The organism is Arthrobacter sp. LjRoot14 (genome assembly GCF_964253905.1).
Taxonomy (GTDB): domain Bacteria; phylum Actinomycetota; class Actinomycetes; order Actinomycetales; family Micrococcaceae; genus Arthrobacter.
This window is the reverse complement of record NZ_CAXURL020000001.1, coordinates 4338560-4358368: the sequence shown is the minus strand read 5'-3', so window position 1 is coordinate 4358368 and position 19809 is coordinate 4338560. Positions and strand designations below refer to the sequence as shown.

Genomic DNA, 19809 nt, shown 5'->3' with positions numbered 1-19809 from the left:
CAAACGTCGAGCCTCAGGGCATCAACTGTAGTCCGTTGTTGGACGTAACAATGATCGGCTGCCGGGAGCGGGGCCCGCTACCGCGGCGTCGGCTGGGGACCTGAGATCGCGGCCACCTGCACGTCCACGGTGACGGACCGGGGCTCAAGGTGCCGGCGGACGGCTGCCGCCACTTCCCGGCAGACCTCCGGAGCCCGGTGCGCGGAACTGACGCCGATCCGGGTCCTGACGTCCGCCGTCGTGCCGTTCGCATCCTCAACGGCCAGGACAAGGACGGGCGGGAGCTGGACGCCGGTGGCAGCGCCCAGCGCTGCACCCGCAATGTTTTGCCATGCCGGGCGGGCCGGATATACGGCAGTGACGCCGTCCACGGAGCGGATGACCTCATAGAGCCCGTCGGCTGCGGGCAGGGGCTGGTTCATGGCTGGGGCTCCTCTGTAACGGGCGGCGTGGCTGCACGCGGCTGCAGGACGTCAGAGACCGCCAGGTCGATCGCCGCGATGTTCAGTTCCGTGTGGCGGGCGAGTGCGGCGGCGAGGTGTTCGCGGAGCGCCGCGGCCTTGCCCATCATCTGGTGGCCATAGAGGACAGCCAGTTGGACCTCCACCGTCACCGGAGCGCCGGGCACTGTGACATCCCCGCGGAGCCGGCACTTGCCCACGGCGATCCCTTCGACCGTGTCACCCACGGCGCGGACCAGGGCCGTGATGGCGCCCTCTGTCTGGGACAGGGTGTCCGCGGGGTGCTCCGGCCGCAGCGGAATCGTGCGGCCGGGACGCACCTCGAGGCGCAGGTTGTCCAGGATCGACTGCATCCAGTCGTCCGTCCCTTTGCCTGCAGCCGCGATTTCCTCGCCGAGGAATTCGGTCCCCAGGTCTTTGAGGTTGCGAAGGGAGGCGAGTGCCGCCTGGCAGTCCGGGCATTCGGCCAGGTGCCGGGGATCAGGGATGTCTCCGGTGTCCAGATAGGTGCTGAGCTCTTCGAGGCTGTGCCCGCATTCGAGGTTCCTGTCCGGGATGCTCATCGCCATTCCTCCATTTCGCGGGCCAGGGTGACCCGCGCCCGCGCCAGCCGGCCGCGGACGCTGTCGGCACTGATGTTCAACGTCGAGGCGATTTCCTCATAACTCTGGTCCCCGAATTCCTTCAGGACCCAGCAGCGGCGCTGCTCTTCCGGGAGCCGGGCCAGGGCTGCCTTCAGGGCGGCGACCCGGGAGCCGTTCACGGCGGCAGATTCGGGATTGTCGTGGTTGCCCGCGCCGCCGGCCGCGGCTTCATGCTCCGCGGCCAGCTCCGGGTGGACCTTCCGCCGCCTTAAATGGTCGATGCTGCGGCTGCCCGTGATGCGCAGCAGCCAGCCCTTCACCGCCCCGTTGTCCCGCAGCGTGTCCAGCTGCTTCCAGGCCTGCATCAGCGACTCCTGGACAACGTCGTCGGCGTCAGCGAAGGACCCGGTGATCCGGCGGGCGCATGCCCGCATCTGAGGTCCGTACCGCCGGGCCAGGGCTTCAAATGCGGCGGTGTCCCCGTCAGAGGCGCGCCCGGCAAGGATGGCATCCGGAACGAGTTCCAGGCCATGCGGCACGGATGTTGGACCGTCCAATTGATTCTGCTTTCCTCTCCGGCGCGGCGGGTTTCAGAGGGGGCGGCCCCCACCGTGGGTGGCGGCCGTCCCGCTCAGCCTTTGCCCAGGCCGTCCTTGAGCTTCTGGGCCGCTGCCTTGATGCTGCCGCCGATGTCAGCTGCTGCGTCCTTGGCGGTCTCGGCGGCTTCGCCGAGCTTCGCCCGGGCCTGGTCAGCCTGGCCTTCGCGCTGCAGGTCCTCGTTGCCGGTCAGCCGGCCGGCCTGCTCCTTGGCGCCGCCGAGGTGGTTGATGACGGTGTTGCGTCCCTTGTCTTCGAGTCCCATGGGATGTCCTTTCGTGATGGTTCGGGCTTGTGCCCGGTTCCGGGTGATCGTCGATTCAGTTGGTGGTGCGGGTGCGGCTGTCAGCGGGCGCGGTCGGGCCGGGCCAGGCGCGTCCTGGTCCCGGCAGTGATTCGGACCAGGGCGGGAACAGGATGGCCCAGCAGCCGGTCGAGTCCGGCGACGAGCTGTTCGGCGGTGTCCGTGAGCTCCCGCGGACACGCGCCCTGGCGTGCCCGGATGGTGAGTTTTATGCTGGATTTCCCGCCGGCGGCGCCCCGGCCCCGCCAGGCGGTAACGGAGGCGGCCAGCACCAGGCGGTTTCCCGCCAGGGCTTCCGCGACCAGCCGGGACACCAGGCCTGTTTCCACGGTGGTGGTTCCCTGCCCGGCGTCGGGCGCTTCCGCCACAATGCGGGTGCGGCCGCCGCCTTGGGAGGCTGCCCAGCAGATCATCAGGGCCGCCCCCAGCAGCAGAATTCCGACGGCGGCAATGGTCCACCAGCTGGTGGCGCCGTCCGGCAGCGGGGCGGCCGCAAGAAGTTCGCGGATCCGGGCCCATGATTCCCGTCCTGTTGCAGCCCATTGCGCTGCAACTCCGGGAAGAGTCCCGGCGGCAGCGGCGAGGGCGCCGGCCGCAGTCAGCAGCAGTCCGGTGAGCGCAAGGAGGACGCGGTTCAGGGCGCGGTGTGTTCCTGTCATTGGCCGAGCACCCCCTTGGTGGTGACACGGACGCTGCTGCGCATGCGGCGGCGCAGCGCGTACGTGGCGAGTTCGCCGTCGACCGCCGCCTTGACGGCGCCGGCGTCAACCGGAATGCCCGACGTCGGCTGGATGGTGACGCTCACGCTCCGGCTGCCGACGGTGGTGGAGACCTGGCCCGGTGCAAGGCCCGCTTGCCGGCGCGCGGCCCGGGAAAGCGCCGCGGCGATGACTTCATGGTCGGCGACGACGGCTGCACGGCCGCTGCCGAGCGCATGCCGGGCGCGCCGACCTGGTGCGACAGCAAGCATCAGGAACAACAGGCCGGCCAGGCCGAGTCCGGCGCCCGCGGCAGTCAGCGCTGAGGGGGCCGCGGAGCCCGCAGTGCCCGCTAGCCACCGTCCCGCATCCAGCGGCCGCGCGATGACGGCCGGCTGCCCCGCCGCGGACAGTGCTGTTTCCAGCGCCATCCAGAGCAGGAGCCCGGCCGCAGCGGCTGCCGTGGCTGCGGAAGCGACGGCGCGCGAGGAATGCATTTCACGGCGGACCATCCTGCTGATGTGTAGTTTTTCGCTCATAGCAGTGCCTTTCCGCCTGTCCGGTGGGAATCCGTGAGCCGGATATCCACGCGGCTCACTGTTGTTCCGGTGACTGCGCCGGTGTGCTTGATGATGGTTGCCCTGGCCAGGTCCGACTGCTCAAACACAGTGGGTGCGCCGGGCACCCCGTCCGCGTCCGCGGCGGCCAGTTCGAGGAGGGGAGGCGCCGGCAGCGGAACCGCCACCGTGATGGCGAGCAGTCCGGCGTCGTCCCGCAGGCTTGCCTTGACCGTGCCTGCCGGAAGTCCGAAGGCCTGCGCCGCCACAGCCTCAACAGCTAGTGTCAGCGCCCTGGCCGTGATCCTGGTGTGGCCCCGCTGCTGCGACTCCTGACTGCAAGTCTCCGGGCGGGGCCTCAGCCCGGTGCTCATAAGGACGAGCGCTTGCCGCGCAGGGCGTCCAGGACTCCGCGCAGGTCCAGCCTGCCTTCGGCCGCACGCCCCGCGGCCGCGCCGGCACCCATCAGGAGGGCGGCCAGCAGGAAGCCCCAAAAGCCGAAGGCCAGGGCCACCACCGCGAGGACGGCTCCGATGGCGGCTCCGGCAATTGCGGGGCTCAAGCTACCCGCGATTCACGGGCAGCCTGGTCAGCCTGGTCCTCGTCATCCGACGGGACGTGGATGTCCGTGATAGTCACGTTGACCTCCGTGACCTCCATGCCGACGAGGTCTTCGATGGCGGTGTACACGGCGTCGCGGGCCTCATCCGCCACCTTCTGCAGTGCGTGCGGGTACTCCACCACCAGGGTCACGTCCACGGCCACCTGCGTCTGGCCTACTTCAACGTTTACACCCTGGGTGAGGTCCTTCTGGCCCACGCGTTCCCGCAGGGATCCGATGGCGCGGGCCGCGCCGCCGCCGAGGGCATACACGCCGTCGATCTCCTGGATGGCGATGCCGGCGATCTTGGCCACCACGCCGTCGGCGACCGTGGTGGCGCCGCGGCCGTCCTTGCCTGCGTGCTTGACCTGCGTGGCGGGTGCTGCCGGTGCCGGAGCCTGGGACTTGGTCACGTCGGCGGGGGTCTTGGCCTGGGTCTGGGTCGTCAATACAATCACTCCTGGTCATCTGAGGCGGGCACCGCGGTGGTGCCGACATCAGTAAGACGCAACCTCCGCAGCAATCCTCACGCTCCGCTTTGCGTGAGCTGCATCACATTCATTCGGTCCCGTGCCGCCCCGGGGCGGCTTCGAGCAGAGGGCTGCGGCGTGCGGGTGCTAGACTGGTGGAACTTGATGTGCAGTGATGCCCACTTTGATTCGGTTCATCAACCGGATCCCCCGAAGGATTTGTCCGGCAGGGAGTGGGTTTTTTTCATGTGAGAGGCACATCCTGCGTCGATGAACGCGTTCTATTTGGTCCCGGCCGCCGCTACCGCAAGGTTTGCAGCAGCCCGGTTGATCACCTGACTTTTCTTCGGCGAACCCCTGGGCCAACCGGCACCGGGGGCCGATATCCGCACGGATACCGCCTGAAAGACCTTTGAAACACATGACTACTTTTGCTGCCCTCGGCACGCCCAAAGAACTTGCCGACACCCTCACCGCACAGGGAATCACCGAGCCGTTTCCCATCCAGGTCAAGACCCTCCCGGACACCCTGGCCGGACGCGACGTCCTGGGCCGCGGCCGCACCGGCTCCGGCAAGACCATCGCCTTCGCCATCCCGCTTGTAGCACGACTCGCTGAGCGGGAAGCCAAGCACTTCCGCAAGCCTGGCCGCCCGATGGGCCTGGTCCTTGCGCCGACCCGCGAGCTGGCCACCCAGATCAACGCCACCATCGAGCCGATGGCGAAGGCCATGGGCCTGAACACCACAGTGATCTACGGCGGCATCTCCCAGGCGCGCCAGGAGAAGGCGCTGCGCGCCGGCGTCGACATCGTTATCGCCTGCCCGGGCCGCCTGGAGGACCTGATCCGCCAGCGCATCCTGACCCTCGAGGCCGTCGAGGTCACCGTGCTCGACGAGGCCGACCACATGGCCGACCTCGGCTTCCTGCCGGTGGTCAAGAAGCTCATGGACATGACCCCGAGCCAGGGCCAGCGGCTCCTGTTCTCCGCCACGCTGGACAACGGCGTGGACAAGATCGTCCAGCGCTACCTGTCCAACCCGCTGACCCACTCCGTGGACGATCCGCAGGCCGCGGTGACCACCATGGAACACCACGTGCTCGTCGTTAACGACCAGACCGTCAAGAAGCAGCTGATCGTTGAACTCGCTTCGGGTGCCGGCCGCCGCGTGCTCTTCATGCGCACCAAGCACCACGCCCGCAAGCTTGCCAAGACCCTGACCGACGCCGGCATCCCCGCCGTCGACCTGCACGGCAACCTTTCGCAGAACGCCCGTGACCGCAACCTCGCCGAGTTCTCCTCCGGCGACGTCCGCGTCCTGGTGGCCACCGATGTCGCCGCCCGCGGCGTCCACGTGGACGACGTCGAACTGGTGATCCACGTTGACCCGCCCACGGAGCACAAGGCATACCTGCACCGCTCGGGCCGTACGGCCCGCGCCGGTTCCGACGGCACCGTGGTCACGCTGACCCTCCCGGAGCAGCAGTCCGACGTCAAGAAGCTCATGAAGGCTGCCGGCGTCGAGGTCAACTTCGAGCGCGTCACCGCCAACTCACCCCTGGTTGCAGAACTGGTGGGCGAAATGGCCGACAAGATCGATCCGCGCACCCGCGCCGCACTGCTCGCCGCCAAGGCTGCGCAGCACGGCGGCGGCACCTCCACCGGTGCGAACGCGGAGCGCAAGCGCGCCCGCCGCTCCACTCAGGCTGCACCCACCGCGGGTGGCCGCGGTGGACGTGGCGGACGCGGACGGGTCTCGGCCGAGGCTCCGCGCACTGATCTTCCGCGTTCCGAGCGCCGTGCCGTGGCCTATGAAGGCCAGGCCGCTGCCCGCAACGCCGCTGAGCGCGTGGCGGAGAAGAACCAGGACCGCGCCGATGCTGAGCGCGCCGAGCGCCGCAATGCACGCGGCCGCGGCCGTGCCACTGCCTACTCGCACCACAACGACGTTCCCGCTGCAGGGGGCCGTGCATCGGCCGGCCGCGGGTCTGACGCACGTACGTCCGACGGCCGTGGCGACGCCCGCGGCGGCGCAACCCGCACCAGCGCTCCCCGCACCGGTGCGCAGCGCGGTGGCGCTCCCCGCACCGGCGGAGCAACGGGCGGCCAGCGCAGCGGACGTCCGGCAACGGGCCAGCGCGCCGCTGGTGGCAGCAAGTCCGGCTCGGCCGGCGGCAACGCTGCAGTCTGGTCATCCAACACGGGCGGAACCTCGGGCGGATCCTACGCAGGCGGCGGCAACGGCCGCTCCGGCGAAGGCCGTCCGGCACGCAGCGGCGGACCCCGCCGCGCGTCCGCTCCGGCCTCGAACGAACGCCGCAGCCGCTAAAGCTCGCGTTTTCGCTACCAAAAGTAGCGGGCGACACGCAAAATGCCGGTCGCTGCGGGTATATCCGTAGCGACCGGCATTTAGCGCAGCGTAAATCACGAAGCGCAGCGCAAATCACGAAGCGCAGCGCCAGCCTGAAAGCGTAGCGAAAGCTACCAGCCGCGGGCGCGCCACTCCTCAAGGTGCGGGCGCTCCGCGCCGAGGGTAGTGGGTTTGCCGTGGCCCGGATGCACCACGGTGTCATCCGGGTACACGTCAAACAGCCGCTCGCTCACATCGGTGATCAGTTGGGTGAACCGCTCCGGATCCTTCTGGGTGTTGCCCACGCCTCCGGGGAACAGTGAGTCGCCGGAGAAGATGTGCGCCGGCCCTTCCGGGTCCTGGTACACCAGCGCCACCGACCCCGGCGTGTGCCCCCGAAGGTGCACTGCCGTCACGTCGAAACCGTCGAAGTTGCCCACGTCACCGTGGTCCAGCAGGACGTCCACCGGTACCGGCAGCTCCGGGGCGTCATCAGTCCCGGCCGCCGTCTTCACTCCGGTGGCCGCCACGAGGCCCGGCAGTGCACGGACATGGTCCCAGTGCTGGTGGGTGGTGGCAACGAGCGCCAGCTTCGGTGTCGCGGAGGTATCCGCGGCGGCGTCCGCAAGCAGCCCCTGGATGGCGGCCAGATCATCGGCCGCATCGATCAGGAGCTGTGCACCGGACGCCTTGCCGGTGAGCAGATAAACGTTGTTGTCCATCTCGCTGACCGAAATCCGGCGGATGGTGATGTCACGAAGGTCGTGAATGAGGGAATCCATGGGGCTCAGTCTACGGAAACCCTATTCGCGGCCCTGGGACACCCACTTGGGGTCCGCAGAGCGGGAGCCGACGACGGCGTCCGCGGCGGCGTCGAGCTTCTCCAGTTGCGCACTGGTGAAGGTGAGCGACAGCGCACCCAGGTTCTCGTCGATCCGTTCCGCCTTGCGCGTGCCCGGGATGGGAACCACGGGCAGGCCGAGCTTTTTGCCCTGGGCAAACAGCCAGGCCAGGGCCACTTGTGCCGGAGTCGCCGGCTTACCGGCGACGGTGAGCTCGGCTGCGACGGCCTGAACCGCGGCCACCACTCCCTGGTTGGCATCCGCCGCGTCTGCGGCGAAGCGGGGAATGTTGCGGCGGAAGTCGCCGCTCCCGAGCTTCGAAGCGTCCACTGTGCCGGTGAGGAATCCCCGGCCCAGCGGCGAATATGGCACGAAACCCACCCCAAGCGCGGCCGCCGCGGGAACAACGTTGCGTTCCACATCGCGGCTCCAGATGGACCATTCGCTCTGGACCGCTGCGATCGGGTGGACGCTGCTGGCCTCCCGCAGCTCTTCGGCCGTCACTTCCGACAGGCCGAGGTGCCGCACCTTGCCTTGCTGCACCAGCGCCGCCATGGCCTCCACGGTTTCCACAATCGGAACGCGGAGGTCGCGGCGGTGCATGTAGTACAGGTCAATGGTGTCGGTGCCCAGGCGGCGGAGGCTGGCTTCCACCGCTTCCTGCACATAGGCGGCGTCGCCCCGGATGTCGGTGTAGCCGGTGGACGGGGTGCCCACCAGCCCGAACTTGGTGGCCAGCTGCACTTCGCCCCGGCGTTCCTTGAGCAACCGGGAGATCAGATCCTCGTTGCTGCCGCCGCCGTAGATGTCTGCGGTGTCGATGAAGCTGACGCCCGCATCCACCGCGTGGTGCAGGGTTCGCAGGGCCTCGGCCTGGTCCACTTCGCCGTAGACCGGCGTCAGGGCCATGCCGCCAAACCCCAGGGGGCTGACGTTCAATCCGTCGCCGAGGTGGACCAATTCTGCGGATGCCGGTGCCATAAAGGTCTCCATTTCGCTGCTGTGCGTATTCCGGGAAGTGCCGTCCTAGCCAAGAACCCCGGCGGGAAGGCCAGTATTCCTCATGAATCGAGGGCTTGCTCGAGCGTTGCCGGGCGGGGCTGAAGGCGGGCGTCCGAAGCAAGGAGCGTTTCGATCGCCTCGGCGGAACCCGGCCGGGCCAGGAAGTAGCCTTGGCCCATCCGGCAATCCAGGGCGCGGAGCAGGTCCAGCTGCCCGGGCTCCTCCACCCCTTCGGCGATCACTTCGAGGGAGAGCATGCGGGCCAGTCCCAGGATGCCTTCGAGCATCGCCGCCGACTGCGCCTCGGACGCTTGCCGCCCAAGAAACGAACGGTCGATCTTGAGGATGTCCGCCGGCAGCACAGCCAGGGAACTCAGCGAGGAATATCCCGTCCCGAAGTCGTCGATGGCCACACGCACGCCGGTCTCCTTCAGGGTTTTGAGTGCGGCGATCCCGCCGTCCGTGCTGCCGGCAAGGGCTGTTTCGGTGACTTCGAGCACCACCTTGTCCGCCTGCGCCGCGGGGTCGGCAAGGATGCGTGTGATGGCGGCCAGGTTCCGCGGGTTGGGAAGCTGGATGGTGGAGAGGTTGATGGCAATCCAGAGGTCTCCGCACTGCGGCAGGGACTTCCGCCAGCTGGCCGCCTGGCGGCTCGCGTTATCCAGCACCCAGCAGCCGACGGCGTCGATGTCGCCCGTCTCCTCGGCGAGCGGAATGAACTCTGACGGCGCCAGCAGCCCCAGCGTGGGGTGCTCCCAGCGCACCAGCGCTTCCACGCCGAGGATGGCTCCGCTGTCCAGATCGGCAATGGGCTGGTATTCGAGGCGGAGCTGACCGGCGGGCACGGCGGAGGCCAAGTCCCGTTTGAGGGCGGCGCGGTACGTCATATGGTCGTAGCCTTCGGCGTCGAAAAGCTGGAAGCGGGCCTTTCCGCCGTGCTTGGCCAGGTACATCGCGAAGTCCGCCTGCCGCAGCAGCTCGGCAGCGTCTGTGGTTTCCGGACGGCGCTGCGCCGCGCCCATGCTGGCCGTGACGGTCAGGCGGTCGTCGCCGACGAAGAACGGTGCGCGCAACGCCCCGTGGATCCGTTCGGCGATCCCGGCGGTGACGGAGCCGGCGTCGTCGTCCATCACAACGATCGCGAACTCGTCCCCGCCAAGGCGGGCAACCACGTCGTCGGAGCGGACGCAGCCCTTGAGGCGGGCGGCCAGCTGGATGAGCAGGGCATCACCCCGCTCGTGTCCCAGCGAATCGTTGACCTCCTTGAAGTCATCGATGTCGATGAACAGCAGTCCCTCGTTCCGGTTCCTGCGGGTGCTTCCGGCCCCAAAGGATGCCGTGAGGCGTTCCATCAGGGCCGCCCGGTTTGCCAGGCCGGTGAGGGGGTCGTGGGTTGCCCGGTGTGTGAGGGCCTCATGGCTGCTGTGGACGGCGGCGGCCATGCCGTTGAACGCCTCCGCCAGTTCGCCGAGTTCGTCGCGGCGGAAGACTTCGATGCGGTGGTTGTAGTTTCCGGCCTGCAGCTTGCGGACACCCTGGTGCAGGCTCCCAACCGGGCGCATGAGGTCCTTGACCATCCTGCGGCGGAAGTACACCGTAGCGCCCACTGCCACCACGAACAGGAAGCTGCGCGCGATAACCAGGAACCGCTCGAGTTCGGCGCTGTGCGCGAGTCCCTTGTCCATTTCTGCCAGGGAGTAGCGCCGGATGTCCGCCAGTTGGCTGCGGATTCCTGCGCTGGAGGCGGCCAATGCCGGGGTCTCCTCCACGTGGCTGCCCCGCAGTGAAAGCATCCCGCTGCCCCACAGGCCATGTTCCGCCAAGGCTTCCTGCCAGGACTGCCGGGCCGCGGCAATCGTTTCCCGCACTTCTGTTTCAGCCGGCAGGACGGCGGCGACGTCCTCGAAGACGCGGGAAATCTCCTCCTGCTGCCCGAGGAAAGCGGAGCGGTCCACGGGGGCACCCGAGAGCAACTGGTGCCCCGATTGCTCGTGGGCATCGAGGGCGGACCGGAGGGTCTCTAGTTTGTCGAGCTCCAGTTGCAGCCGGGCTGACGTTTCCTGCACCTGGTCCATCAGGCCCCGCACACCCACGATCGTGACCACGGCGCCGATCAGCAGTGCGGCGAGCATAAGCAGGAACGCCCTGGACCATTCGCGCCGCAGGCTCCAGGTGCGCCCGGACGCGGCAGGCCCGGTTGCGGGGCCCTCCGGGGGCGTGGCCGCTGGTCCTGAAGCATTGTCCGGCGCTTGCGCATCCATGTGCTGTTGTCCTCTGCGTCCAGGAGCCACGGGGGACCCAGCCACCGGCTGAGACCCGATGATGGTCCGGTGATCCTAGGAGCAGGCTAACAGGGCTGCGCTGCCTTGGACCGTTTGCCGCTGAAATAAGACTCCGGGGAACTCCGGTCCGGCCGGCGGTGAACGAACGGGAGACCCTAGGACCAGGGAATGATCCGGTCCGCGGCAGCACGGGTGGATTCGATCAGCCGTGCGTTTGCTTCGTCGGAGCCGCCGGCCCATTGCTCCGCGGCAGGCCGGTCCATGCCAAAGTGCACATGCCGGTCAACCAGCCGCTCGAGCCGCAGGCCCGGGGGAGTGTCCATGAACCAGACCTGGTCCAGCTGCGCCCGGACCTGCCGCCACACCGGATGGTCCGCCAGCAGGTAGTTCCCCTCGGTGATCACCAGCGGCACCGAGGCCGGAACGCCGATGGAGGCTGCCACGGGCTCATCGATCTCCCGGCGGAAATCCGGCGCGTAGACCACCGGCTCGTCCCGCCGCGCGAGCCGCCGCAGCAGCGAGAGGTAACCGCCGGCGTCGAACGTGTCTATTGCCCCCTTGCGCTGCCGCAGCGGCGTGCCGTCGATGATCGCGTTGCCCAGGTGGAAGCCGTCCATCGGCACCACCACGGCCAGGTCCGGGCCAAAGAGCGTGTGCAGGGCGGCCGCGAAGGTCGATTTGCCGGACCCCGGCGCGCCCGTGATGCCGAGCAGCGTCCGGTTCCCGGACGCCAGGCGGCCGCGCAGGTCCGCCACGGCCGCCCTCACCTCCGGGTGCCGGAGCGCGTCCGGCGGGATAGATGACATGGCCACCAGCCTAATTCGCCGTTACCTGGCCTGGAACACCGCCACAGTGCGGGCCGGGATGGTGAAGGTCCCGGACTGCGCATCATATGCGGCCGCCTTGACCACGGAATCGACACCCCCTGCCTGCGCCGGGTGGAGGGCGTAGGCGGAACCGGCCGTGCCGGACACTGTCTGGCTCGTGGCCTCATCCGAGGCATTGAACACCACCACGAGTCCGCGCAGGTTCGGGTCCACGTCCGTCCCGGCTGAATCGTCAATGCGCATCACAACGACGCCCGGGGTTTGTTCCGGGCCGCCTCCCGGGAAGGACACCTTCTGCTGGACCAGTCCGGCGTCGCCCAGGTGGAACAACGGCGTGCTCTTGCGGATCTGCAGCAGTTCCTCGGCCCGTTGGCGGGCTTCTGCGATGTCCGCGGTAGCCGGCTTCTGGGCCGGATCTGCCAGCAGCGGGCGCATGTAGCCGTACTTGTCCTCGTTGTCAGCCTTGGGCGGCAGGCCGCGGCCGAAACCGTTGGTGGCATCCGTGTGGTCCAGGACGTTGAACCAGTCACCGGAATCGTAGCTGTTGCGGTCCAGGGACTTGCTGCGCAGTGACTCGCCTCCGGCGTGCCAGAAGGAGATGCCCTGGCCGAAGGCCGTGGTGCTGAGCGCGAGGGTCTGCATCCGGGTGCGGTCGGCCATGGGCGTGTCCTGCGGCAGTTTCAAGGCGAGGGCGTCGAACAGCGTCTCGTTGTCGTGGGCCTCCACGTAGGTGATGGCCTCCTGGGGATCGCTCGTGTACCCCGCCGGGGCGCCGTTGTACGGTACGTCCGAACCCTTGACGGCGGCGCCGGTGCGGTCAATGAAGGAGTAGTCCTTCAGGTTGCCGGTCAGGCCCACCTTCACCAGGTCCTGTGCGAGGAGGAGGGCGGCCTTCTGCTGTTCGGGCGTGCCGTTGGCCGGGGAATCGTTGGGATCCGTGAACAGTCCGGAAGCGAACCCCTGGACGCGCGGATCGGGGTCGAACGGGCCTCCGCCGCGTACGGCGTCGCGCAGGCGGTCGTTGAACGTGCCGATGCCGGTCCCGGCCATGTTCGCCTGGGTGGCCTGCACGAACCTGGCGTTGTTGGCCACCTCGCCGAAGTTCCAACCCTCGCCGTACAGGGCGATGTTCTTGCCGTCCACGCCGTCCTTGGGCAGGGTCAGCTTGTCCAGGGCAGCCCTGACATCCAGCATGTTCTGCTTTGAGTGGTGCCCCATGAGGTCGAAACGGAAGCCGTCCAGTTTGTAGGTCCTGGCCAGGGTGACCAGCGAGTCGACCATGAGTTTGCCCATCATGGCGTTCTCGGTGGCCGTGTTGGCGCAGCACGTGGACGTCTCCAGGGATCCGGTGGCGGCGTTCAGGCGGTGGTAGTAGCCCGGGACAATCCGGTCGAGGTTATTGCTCCCGGACTGTCCTGCGCTGGAGGTGTGGTTGTAGACGACGTCCTGGATTACCCGTGCGCCCGTGGTGTTCAGGGCGGCCACCATCCCGCGGAATTCAGTGATCCTGGTGGGTCCGTCAGGGTTGGTGGCGTAGGAGCCTTCCGGCGTTGTGTAGTGCAGGGGATCGTAGCCCCAGTTGAACCCGTCCTTGGCGGCAGTCCCGGCCACGCAGGCCTGCTGTTCCTCTGAGTCGGCGGGAAGGGCGGCGAGGTCGCAGAGCGGTTCGCGCTGTTCGCTGCGGCGTTCCTCGATGGTGCCGATGTCGTTGACGGGCAGCAGGTGGACCGCGTTCATCCCGGCGTCCACCAGTTCCTGCATGCGCTTCATGCCGTTGCTGCCGGTGTCCGTGAACGCCTTGTAGGTGCCGCGGTGCTCGGCAGGAACGGCTTCGTCGCTGATGGAAAAGTCGCGCACGTGCAGTTCGTAGAGGGAAAGGTCCTCCGGCTTGCTGAGCGCGGGCTTTTGGAGTCTGGCCCAGCCGGCCGGTGCCAGCGACTTGTCATCCAGATCCACGAACAGGCTGCGTTCGGAGTTGGCGGAAAGGCCCACGCTGTAGGGGTCCGTGACGAGGTTCCGCTCAACTTTGCCGGTTTCCGGGACGAACACCTCCACTTCGTACAGGTAGTAGGCGCCGTTCCAGTCCTTGTCCCCGGTAACGGACCATACGCCGTCCTTGCCGGGTTTCATGGCCGTGGTGGCCACGGGTTCGCCGCCTGAGCCGGACGCGTAGGTGCGGACGGTGACGCTGCGGGCCGTGGGGGCCCACAGCGAAAGCTCCGGGCGCTTGCCCTTCCAGGTCAGTCCGAGTTCCCGCTCTGCGGCTCCGGGGTAGAGCGAGTCCAGGACGCCGGGAACCTGGACCCCGGTGGCGGCTGTGACCTTGCCGTCCGGGCCGATCGCGGCCACCAGCAGTTGGCCTTTCAACAGTTCCTTGGCCTGGCGCGCATCCGCTTCCGTCAGGCGGAGGGAGGCAAGGCCCGCCAGGTGCGGATACTTGGCCGCAAGGCCTGCATCCAACCCTTTGGCGTTGAGCTCGAGCGGAAGGGAGGAACCGCCGGTGACCTGTCCGTCCGCAACTGCCAGACCGCCGTCGGGAGCGTTGTAGAGCCGGTAGCTCGTCCCCTCGGCCGCGGGGGCCTTCCATGCGATGGTGTCCGCCGTCAGCCAGTGCGCCCCGGCCTCGGCTCCGAGCGCGTCCGGCACGTCGTCCGTGAGGGTGTGGCTGGCGTGGTCGTAGGTGAACGTCACCGGTCCTCCCGGCGCGGTGAGCGCGATGTCGCCGCCGCCCGCCACTCCTCCGGCCCCGTAGTTTTCGTCCCATGAATTGTTGAGGGCGACCTTCATGGCGTAGGTGCCGGGCGGGACATCGAAGGTGGCCCGGTACAGCGCTGCGGATCCCTCGACCGGCAGCAGCCTGCTGGCGGTGCACTCCGGCTGCCAGTCGCCCGGGCAGCCGATTTCGGACTGCAGCGATCCTACAAGGGCCACCGTGCCGGGAGTGGCGGTGTGGTCCGCAAAAGCGGGGAGGGCGAGGCCGCCCAGGGTGAGGGGAGTGACGCAGGCTGCGGCCAGCGCAGCCAGGAGCTTCCTGTTGAGGGCGGGCGGCTTCCGGACGGCTGTTCCGGTGAAGGAGCCTTATGAGCACGACAGCGGGCCGCGCAGACCCTGACGCCCCGGAGCGACCCAAGCTGGAGGACCTCGCCCGGAAGGTGGGCGTCAGCATCGCCACCGTGTCCCGCGTGGTCAACGGCCGGAAAGGCGTTTCGCGTGAGGTGCGGCAGGCGGTTCTCGCCGCGATGGACGACCTTGGCTACGAGCGCCCGGACCGTGCGCGGAGCACCACCCGGGGCCAGGTGGGGATTATCGTCCCGGACCTGACCAATCCGATCTTTCCGGCCATTGCGCAGACGGTCGTATCGCTCCTGTCCCAGGAGGACTTCATCCCGATTCTCTGTGCGTTGCCGGGCGGGGGACGTTCAGAAGATGAGTACATCGAGATGCTTGTGGCGCAGGAAGCGTCCGGAATCATTTTCATCTGCAGTTCACACGCCGACGGCCAGGCCAGCCTGGAGCGTTACCACCGGCTGCGCGGCCGCGGCATCCCCTTCGTCCTGGTCAACGGTGCCCGCCCGGAACTGGCGGCCGCCTCCGTGTCCAATGACGACGCCGCGGCAATCAGCACCGCGGTGCAGCACCTCGCCAGCCTGGGGCATCGGAAGGTGGGGCTGGCCATCGGCCCGCACCGCTTCATCCCCAGCAGGCAGAAGCTGGCCGGATTCCGCTCCGCCCTCGCCGAGTACCTGGACATCGAGGATCCGGAACCACATACGGCCACCAGCATGTTCACAGTGGAAGGCGGGCAGAGCGCGGCGAACGAGCTCCTGGACTCCGGCCACACGGCCATTGTGTGCGCCTCCGACATCATGGCACTCGGCGCCATCCGGGCGGCCCAGGCAAGGGGGCTGCGCGTCCCGGAGGACGTGTCCATCGTCGGTTTCGATGACTCCCCGCTGATGGCCCTGACCAACCCGCCGCTGACCACGCTCCGGCAGCCTGTCGCGGCCATCGCGCACGCCGCCGTCCACGCACTGGCGGCCGACATTGCCGGCGAACACTCCACGCGCTCGCCGGTGGTCCTGGCGTCCGACCTGGTGGTGCGCGGCTCTACCGGTCCTGTGGCAGAATCTTCAACCCCGCCGCGCAGCCAACGATCCCGGCGATGAACAGCAGCTTGAGCGGGCTGGCAGGCTCGACACCGGTGGCCATGGCCCAGCCCACTGTCAGGGCGGCGCCGATGCCCACCCACACGGCGTAGGCGGTCCCGAGCGGGATCGATTTCACGGCGATCCCCAGCCCCGCCATGCTCAGAGTTGCGGTGACGGCAAAGACGGCAGTGGGCAGTGCCTGGGAGAAGCCGTCGGACAGTCCCAGTGCCGTGGCCCAGACGGCCTCCAGCACGGCGGAACCGAGCAGAATCAGCCACGCAATGGCATTCCTGGTCATTACGCCACCACCTTCAGGCCCACCACGGATGCCGCGATGCCGGCGAGCAGCAGCAGCCGCGCCGCCGTCGCGCGTTCCACTTTAGTGACCATCGCGTAAGCGGAGGTCAGCACTACGCCGACACCCACCCACACCGCGTAGGCGGTGCCTGTGGGGATGGACTGCATAGCGATGGCGAGGCCGCCGGTGCTGGCGATGACGGAAACCAGGAAGACTGCCGCGGGCAGCACACGCCGGCGGCCTTTGGCCTGGGACGTCCGGTGCAGCGCTGCGGCCCAGACGGCCTCGAGGGCGCCGGACAAAATGAGGATTAACCACGACATGACAGATCCTTTGGCCAGTCTTGTCGCGTGCCGGGTACTGAACCGTCGTCCGGAGGCTCCGGACGGGAACCTTGGTCCCAGCGTAGCAACGCCCGACGGCGGGCGGCCACCGTTGGTGGCTAAGCTCACCGGGGCTTCGCAGGCCGGTGTCGTAGCTGCGCGCTAGCTGTTGCCGCCAGCGGCAGCGGAATCCGTTCCACCACCCGCGGTGCAAGGAGGAGCTGCCTTTCCGGCGGGCTGGGGGCTGCAGGGACGGAACCGCCCCCGGTTCGGGCGGCGCCCGTTCCGGCAACGGGGCCGGTTCCGGCCAGCTCGTCAGCCAGAACGCGGATAATGTGGCGCGCTGCCTCCTCCACGGGCTGGGCGACGCTGGACAGTCCCAGGGCGGCAGCCACGGGAGTGTTGTCAAAGCCCACGACGGCGGGCCGGCCGGCAGGCAGCCCGGAGCCGGAACTGCCAAGCCGTGATTCCCGCAGCGTCTCCGCGGCACCCAGCGCCAGGGAGTCGCTGGAACAGACGACGGCGGTGGCTCCCCTTGATGCCAGTAGTGCTGCTCCGGACGCGCCGCCGGCAACGGTGTCCTCGGTTTCCACGCTGAGGGCCGGCACATCCGAGCCCCGTCCTGCCTCGGTCATGGCGCGCTCCCAGCCGTGGCGGCGGTCCGCGCCCACCGGATCGCCCGTGTACCAGCCCAGGAACCCGATCCGCGAGTGGCCCTGCGCCAGCAGCATCCTCACGGCCTCTTCCGTTCCGGCGGCCCCGTCCACGTCCACCCAGGGGTGGTCCGCCGCTGCGGGGTGCCCGGCGGCATCCCAGGGCCGGCCGAAAACGGCGAAAGGCGTGCCGCGTTCCTGCAGCCACCGGGTCCGGGGGTCGTCGGGGGTGCTGGAGGTGAGGATGAATCCGTCCAGCCCGGCGACGTCCAGAAGTTGTTCGTACTGGCGGATTTCGTCCCGGTCCGAGTCGGCGCAGAAGAGCGTGAGCCGGTAGCCGGCCGACTGGGCTGCTTCCGTGAGCGCGTGCAGGAACCGGTCCAGGACGGCGCCGTTGATGCCGTCCGTGGCGGGAAGGAGCCGCATGCCGAAGTTCATGGAACGCTGGGTGCGCAGTTGGCGGGCGGCGGCGCTGGGCCGGTAGCCGGCCGCGACGATGGCGGCCTGGACGCGTTCCCGGGTGGCGGGCTTGACCTTGTGCGGGGCGTTCAGCACGTTGGAGATGGTCTGCCGCGACACGGCAAGTTCGCCGGCCAGACTGGCGAGGGTGGGCCGGGGCAAGCGGGGCTCCTTGGGACGCGGGTACTGGGTGGGGACAGGCGTGCGGTGGCCGGCGGGCGTCCCGGCGAAGGCGCGCCATGGCGGTCTTTTCCTTCACAGAGTAACGTGTGAGACGATTTAACCGCACAAATTTGATCGATCAAATTATGGCTCCCAGGTTCACGCCCGGTAATGCGGACGCCAGCCTCCGCCCCCACACCCAGCAGCACAGGAGTTGTTTCACCGTGGCCTCTGAACAGCCATACCTGCACAATCTTTCCGGCGTTTTCAGCGCTCCCATCCAGGCATGGTCCGACGCCCATGGACAGATCCGGCACACCGGCGCGCAGGGTATTTACTGCGGTGATGACCGCGTGCTCAACACCGCCGTCCTCACGGTGGACGGACGGGAGCCTGAATGGGTGTCCACCCAGCTGCGTTCCTCCAAGGAAACCGACTACATCTACTTTGTGCGCGCGGACGCCGAGGTGGCGGACCCGCTGCTCTCCCTGGTGCGCACGCGCTCGGCGCAATCGGGCCGCATCCGTCCCGGCGAGGACACCGAGAGCCTCACCGGTTGCTCCGGCCGGGTGGCCGAGACGCTGCGCCTCGAGTCGGCCATGCGGGAGCCGGTGTCGCTGACGGTCCGGCTGACCCTTGGCGCGGACAACACCACGATGGAAGACATCAAGCAGGGCGCGCGTGGCGGCGCCCCGGTGGAGCCGCAGGGGACCACGTGGTCCTGGCGGGACAAGGACACCACCCTGGCGCTGACGGCGGACGACGGAACCGTCGGCGTCCAAGGCAGCACGGTGACCATCGACTGGGTCGTGCAGGTATTTCCCGGGGTGCCCGTGGAGCTGGCCTGGGCGGTGGACCTGACGGACGAGGATTCCCCGATGCTCGCCGCGGACGGGGACCCCATCGTGGCTCCGGCCTCAAACGACCCCCGGCTCAGCAGGCTCCTGGAACGGTCCGTCAGCGACCTCAACAGCCTGCGCCTGGCGCACTACTCGCATCCGCATGACACGTTCCTGGCGGCCGGCGCCCCGTGGTTCTTCACCATGTTCGGGCGCGACTCCATCATTGCGGCGCGCATGCTGCTGCCCATCAACACGGCCATCGCCGGCGGTACGCTCCGCGCGCTCGCCGGCCGGCAGGGCACCGAGACGGACCACACCACGGCCGTCCAGCCCGGCAAGATCCTGCACGAGGTCCGCCGGACCGTCCTGACCATGGCCGAGAGCGGTCAGGCCCTGCGCCTGCCGCCGGTGTACTACGGGACCATTGACGCCACGCCGCTGTGGATCTGCCTCCTGCACGACGCCTGGAAAGCCGGCATGCCGGATGCCGAGGTGGAGGAACTCCTGCCCAACCTCCAGGACGCCCTCGAATGGCTCCGGGACCATGGCGACCTGGACGGGGACGGCTTCCTGGAATACCTCGACGCCTCCGGCCAGGGCCTGGTGAACCAGGGCTGGAAGGACTCCGGCGACGCCATCCGCTGGCACGACGGCTCACTGGCGAAGGGGCCCATCGCGCTCGCGGAGGTCCAGGCCTACGCTTACGAGGCCGCCGTGGTGGGCGCGGAAATCCTGGACGCTTTCGGACGCCCCGGGGCACAGGAATGGCGGGACTACGCCGCAGGCATGGCCGAGCGCTTCCGGGCGCAGTTCTGGTGCGAGGACGAACTGGGTCCCTACCCGGCGCTCGCCCTGGATGCGGACAAGCGCCCGGTGGACGGCGTGACCTCCAACATGGGCCACCTGCTCGGCACCGGAATCCTCAATGAGGAGGAGCAGCGGATCGTGGTGCGCCGCGTCATGGACCCCACCATGTTCTCCGGCTACGGCGTACGGACGCTGTCCACCACTAACGGCGGCTACTGGCCCACCCGGTACCACGCGGGCGCAGTCTGGAGCCATGACACGGCCCTGATCATCAGCGGCATGCTGGCGGACGGCTTCCCGGATGAGGCAGCGCAGCTCGCCGCCGGACTGCTGCACGTGGCCGAAGCCAACGACTGGCGGCTACCGGAGCTCTTTGGCGGCCACGGCTCGGACACCATGCGCACCCCCGTGCCGTTCCCCGCGAGCTGCCGCCCGCAGGCCTGGGCCTCGGCCAGCTCGGTGGTGATCGCCGCTGCGCTCGCCCCGAACGGGCGGCAGGCACAGCGGGAGGACCTGCAGCCGTCCGCCGCCAGCCTGTAACG

20 protein-coding genes and 1 riboswitch are annotated in these 19809 nt (G+C 68.6%); of the genes, 3 read left to right on the top strand and 17 right to left on the bottom strand.

Going from position 1 to position 19809, the window contains the following annotated elements:
• Positions 1-77: 77 nt before the first annotated feature.
• The 9 genes from ACSQ12_RS19760 to ACSQ12_RS19720 form a co-directional block, all read right to left on the bottom strand.
• Positions 78-422, bottom strand: a complete 345-nt coding sequence (locus tag ACSQ12_RS19760; RefSeq protein WP_436066606.1) for a hypothetical protein — start codon at positions 420-422, stop codon at positions 78-80.
• Positions 419-1024 (bottom strand): Asp23/Gls24 family envelope stress response protein, encoded by a 606-nt coding sequence (locus tag ACSQ12_RS19755; protein ID WP_436066605.1) that lies wholly within the window; start codon positions 1022-1024, stop codon positions 419-421. The genes ACSQ12_RS19760 and ACSQ12_RS19755 overlap by 4 nt, the downstream gene beginning before the upstream one ends.
• On the bottom strand, positions 1021-1602 hold the full coding sequence (locus tag ACSQ12_RS19750; protein WP_436066604.1) for an RNA polymerase sigma factor: 582 nt from the start codon (positions 1600-1602) through the stop codon (positions 1021-1023). The genes ACSQ12_RS19755 and ACSQ12_RS19750 overlap by 4 nt, the downstream gene beginning before the upstream one ends.
• Positions 1603-1676: 74 nt before the next feature.
• Complete coding sequence (locus ACSQ12_RS19745; RefSeq protein ID WP_209742145.1) at positions 1677-1907, bottom strand: CsbD family protein; 231 nt, start codon at positions 1905-1907, stop codon at positions 1677-1679.
• Positions 1908-1987: 80 nt separating this feature from the next.
• Positions 1988-2605, bottom strand: coding sequence for a hypothetical protein (locus ACSQ12_RS19740; RefSeq protein WP_436066603.1), 618 nt, complete (start codon positions 2603-2605; stop codon positions 1988-1990).
• Positions 2602-3183, bottom strand: a complete 582-nt coding sequence (locus ACSQ12_RS19735; protein ID WP_436066602.1) for a DUF6286 domain-containing protein — start codon at positions 3181-3183, stop codon at positions 2602-2604. Before ACSQ12_RS19735 ends, ACSQ12_RS19740 begins: the two co-directional genes overlap by 4 nt.
• Positions 3180-3470, bottom strand: coding sequence for a hypothetical protein (locus ACSQ12_RS19730; protein WP_436066601.1), 291 nt, complete (start codon positions 3468-3470; stop codon positions 3180-3182). The genes ACSQ12_RS19735 and ACSQ12_RS19730 overlap by 4 nt, the downstream gene beginning before the upstream one ends.
• A gap of 101 nt (positions 3471-3571) precedes the next feature.
• Positions 3572-3763: a DUF2273 domain-containing protein gene (locus ACSQ12_RS19725; RefSeq protein ID WP_436066600.1), complete on the bottom strand. Its 192-nt coding sequence runs from the start codon at positions 3761-3763 to the stop codon at positions 3572-3574.
• Positions 3760-4251 carry an Asp23/Gls24 family envelope stress response protein gene (locus ACSQ12_RS19720; protein WP_436066599.1) on the bottom strand — a complete coding sequence of 164 codons (492 nt, stop codon included), beginning with the start codon at positions 4249-4251 and terminating at the stop codon, positions 3760-3762. The genes ACSQ12_RS19725 and ACSQ12_RS19720 overlap by 4 nt, the downstream gene beginning before the upstream one ends.
• Positions 4252-4693: 442 nt before the next feature.
• Here ACSQ12_RS19720 and ACSQ12_RS19715 point away from each other — a divergent pair, with 442 nt between their 5' ends.
• A complete protein-coding gene (locus ACSQ12_RS19715; RefSeq protein WP_436066598.1) occupies positions 4694-6601 on the top strand; it encodes a DEAD/DEAH box helicase in 1908 nt (635 codons plus the stop codon).
• A 152-nt stretch (positions 6602-6753) separates the two neighbouring features.
• On the opposite strand, the gene ACSQ12_RS19710 is transcribed toward ACSQ12_RS19715, so the two are convergent.
• From ACSQ12_RS19710 to pulA, 5 genes are all read right to left on the bottom strand, one after another.
• The gene (locus tag ACSQ12_RS19710) at positions 6754-7404 is read right to left on the bottom strand and encodes an MBL fold metallo-hydrolase (RefSeq protein WP_436066597.1); all 651 of its coding nucleotides are present in this window, start codon (positions 7402-7404) and stop codon (positions 6754-6756) included.
• Between the two features lie 21 nt (positions 7405-7425).
• Positions 7426-8445: an aldo/keto reductase gene (locus tag ACSQ12_RS19705; protein ID WP_436066596.1), complete on the bottom strand. Its 1020-nt coding sequence runs from the start codon at positions 8443-8445 to the stop codon at positions 7426-7428.
• 80 nt (positions 8446-8525) lie between these two features.
• Complete coding sequence (locus ACSQ12_RS19700) at positions 8526-10727, bottom strand: putative bifunctional diguanylate cyclase/phosphodiesterase (RefSeq protein WP_436066595.1); 2202 nt, start codon at positions 10725-10727, stop codon at positions 8526-8528.
• A gap of 176 nt (positions 10728-10903) precedes the next feature.
• Positions 10904-11554, bottom strand: coding sequence for a nucleoside/nucleotide kinase family protein (locus tag ACSQ12_RS19695; protein ID WP_436066594.1), 651 nt, complete (start codon positions 11552-11554; stop codon positions 10904-10906).
• Between the two features lie 21 nt (positions 11555-11575).
• The gene (gene pulA / locus ACSQ12_RS19690) at positions 11576-14506 is read right to left on the bottom strand and encodes a pullulanase-type alpha-1,6-glucosidase (protein ID WP_436066593.1); all 2931 of its coding nucleotides are present in this window, start codon (positions 14504-14506) and stop codon (positions 11576-11578) included.
• Positions 14507-14655: 149 nt separating this feature from the next.
• Between pulA and ACSQ12_RS19685 the strand changes: the two genes are divergently transcribed.
• Positions 14656-15741: a LacI family DNA-binding transcriptional regulator gene (locus ACSQ12_RS19685; protein ID WP_436066592.1), complete on the top strand. Its 1086-nt coding sequence runs from the start codon at positions 14656-14658 to the stop codon at positions 15739-15741.
• Here the strand turns inward: ACSQ12_RS19685 and ACSQ12_RS19680 are convergent.
• From ACSQ12_RS19680 to ACSQ12_RS19670, 3 genes are all read right to left on the bottom strand, one after another.
• Positions 15683-16021, bottom strand: coding sequence for a DMT family transporter (locus ACSQ12_RS19680; RefSeq protein WP_436066591.1), 339 nt, complete (start codon positions 16019-16021; stop codon positions 15683-15685). The genes ACSQ12_RS19685 and ACSQ12_RS19680 overlap by 59 nt on opposite strands.
• Positions 16021-16344: a DMT family transporter gene (locus ACSQ12_RS19675; protein WP_390247997.1), complete on the bottom strand. Its 324-nt coding sequence runs from the start codon at positions 16342-16344 to the stop codon at positions 16021-16023. The genes ACSQ12_RS19680 and ACSQ12_RS19675 overlap by 1 nt, the downstream gene beginning before the upstream one ends.
• A gap of 9 nt (positions 16345-16353) precedes the next feature.
• A riboswitch (guanidine-III (ykkC-III) riboswitch) is annotated at positions 16354-16419 on the bottom strand.
• 50 nt (positions 16420-16469) lie between these two features.
• Complete coding sequence (locus ACSQ12_RS19670; protein WP_436066590.1) at positions 16470-17618, bottom strand: LacI family DNA-binding transcriptional regulator; 1149 nt, start codon at positions 17616-17618, stop codon at positions 16470-16472.
• A 224-nt stretch (positions 17619-17842) separates the two neighbouring features.
• Here ACSQ12_RS19670 and ACSQ12_RS19665 point away from each other — a divergent pair, with 224 nt between their 5' ends.
• The gene (locus ACSQ12_RS19665) at positions 17843-19807 is read left to right on the top strand and encodes a glycogen debranching N-terminal domain-containing protein (protein WP_436066589.1); all 1965 of its coding nucleotides are present in this window, start codon (positions 17843-17845) and stop codon (positions 19805-19807) included.
• Positions 19808-19809: the final 2 nt, after the last annotated feature.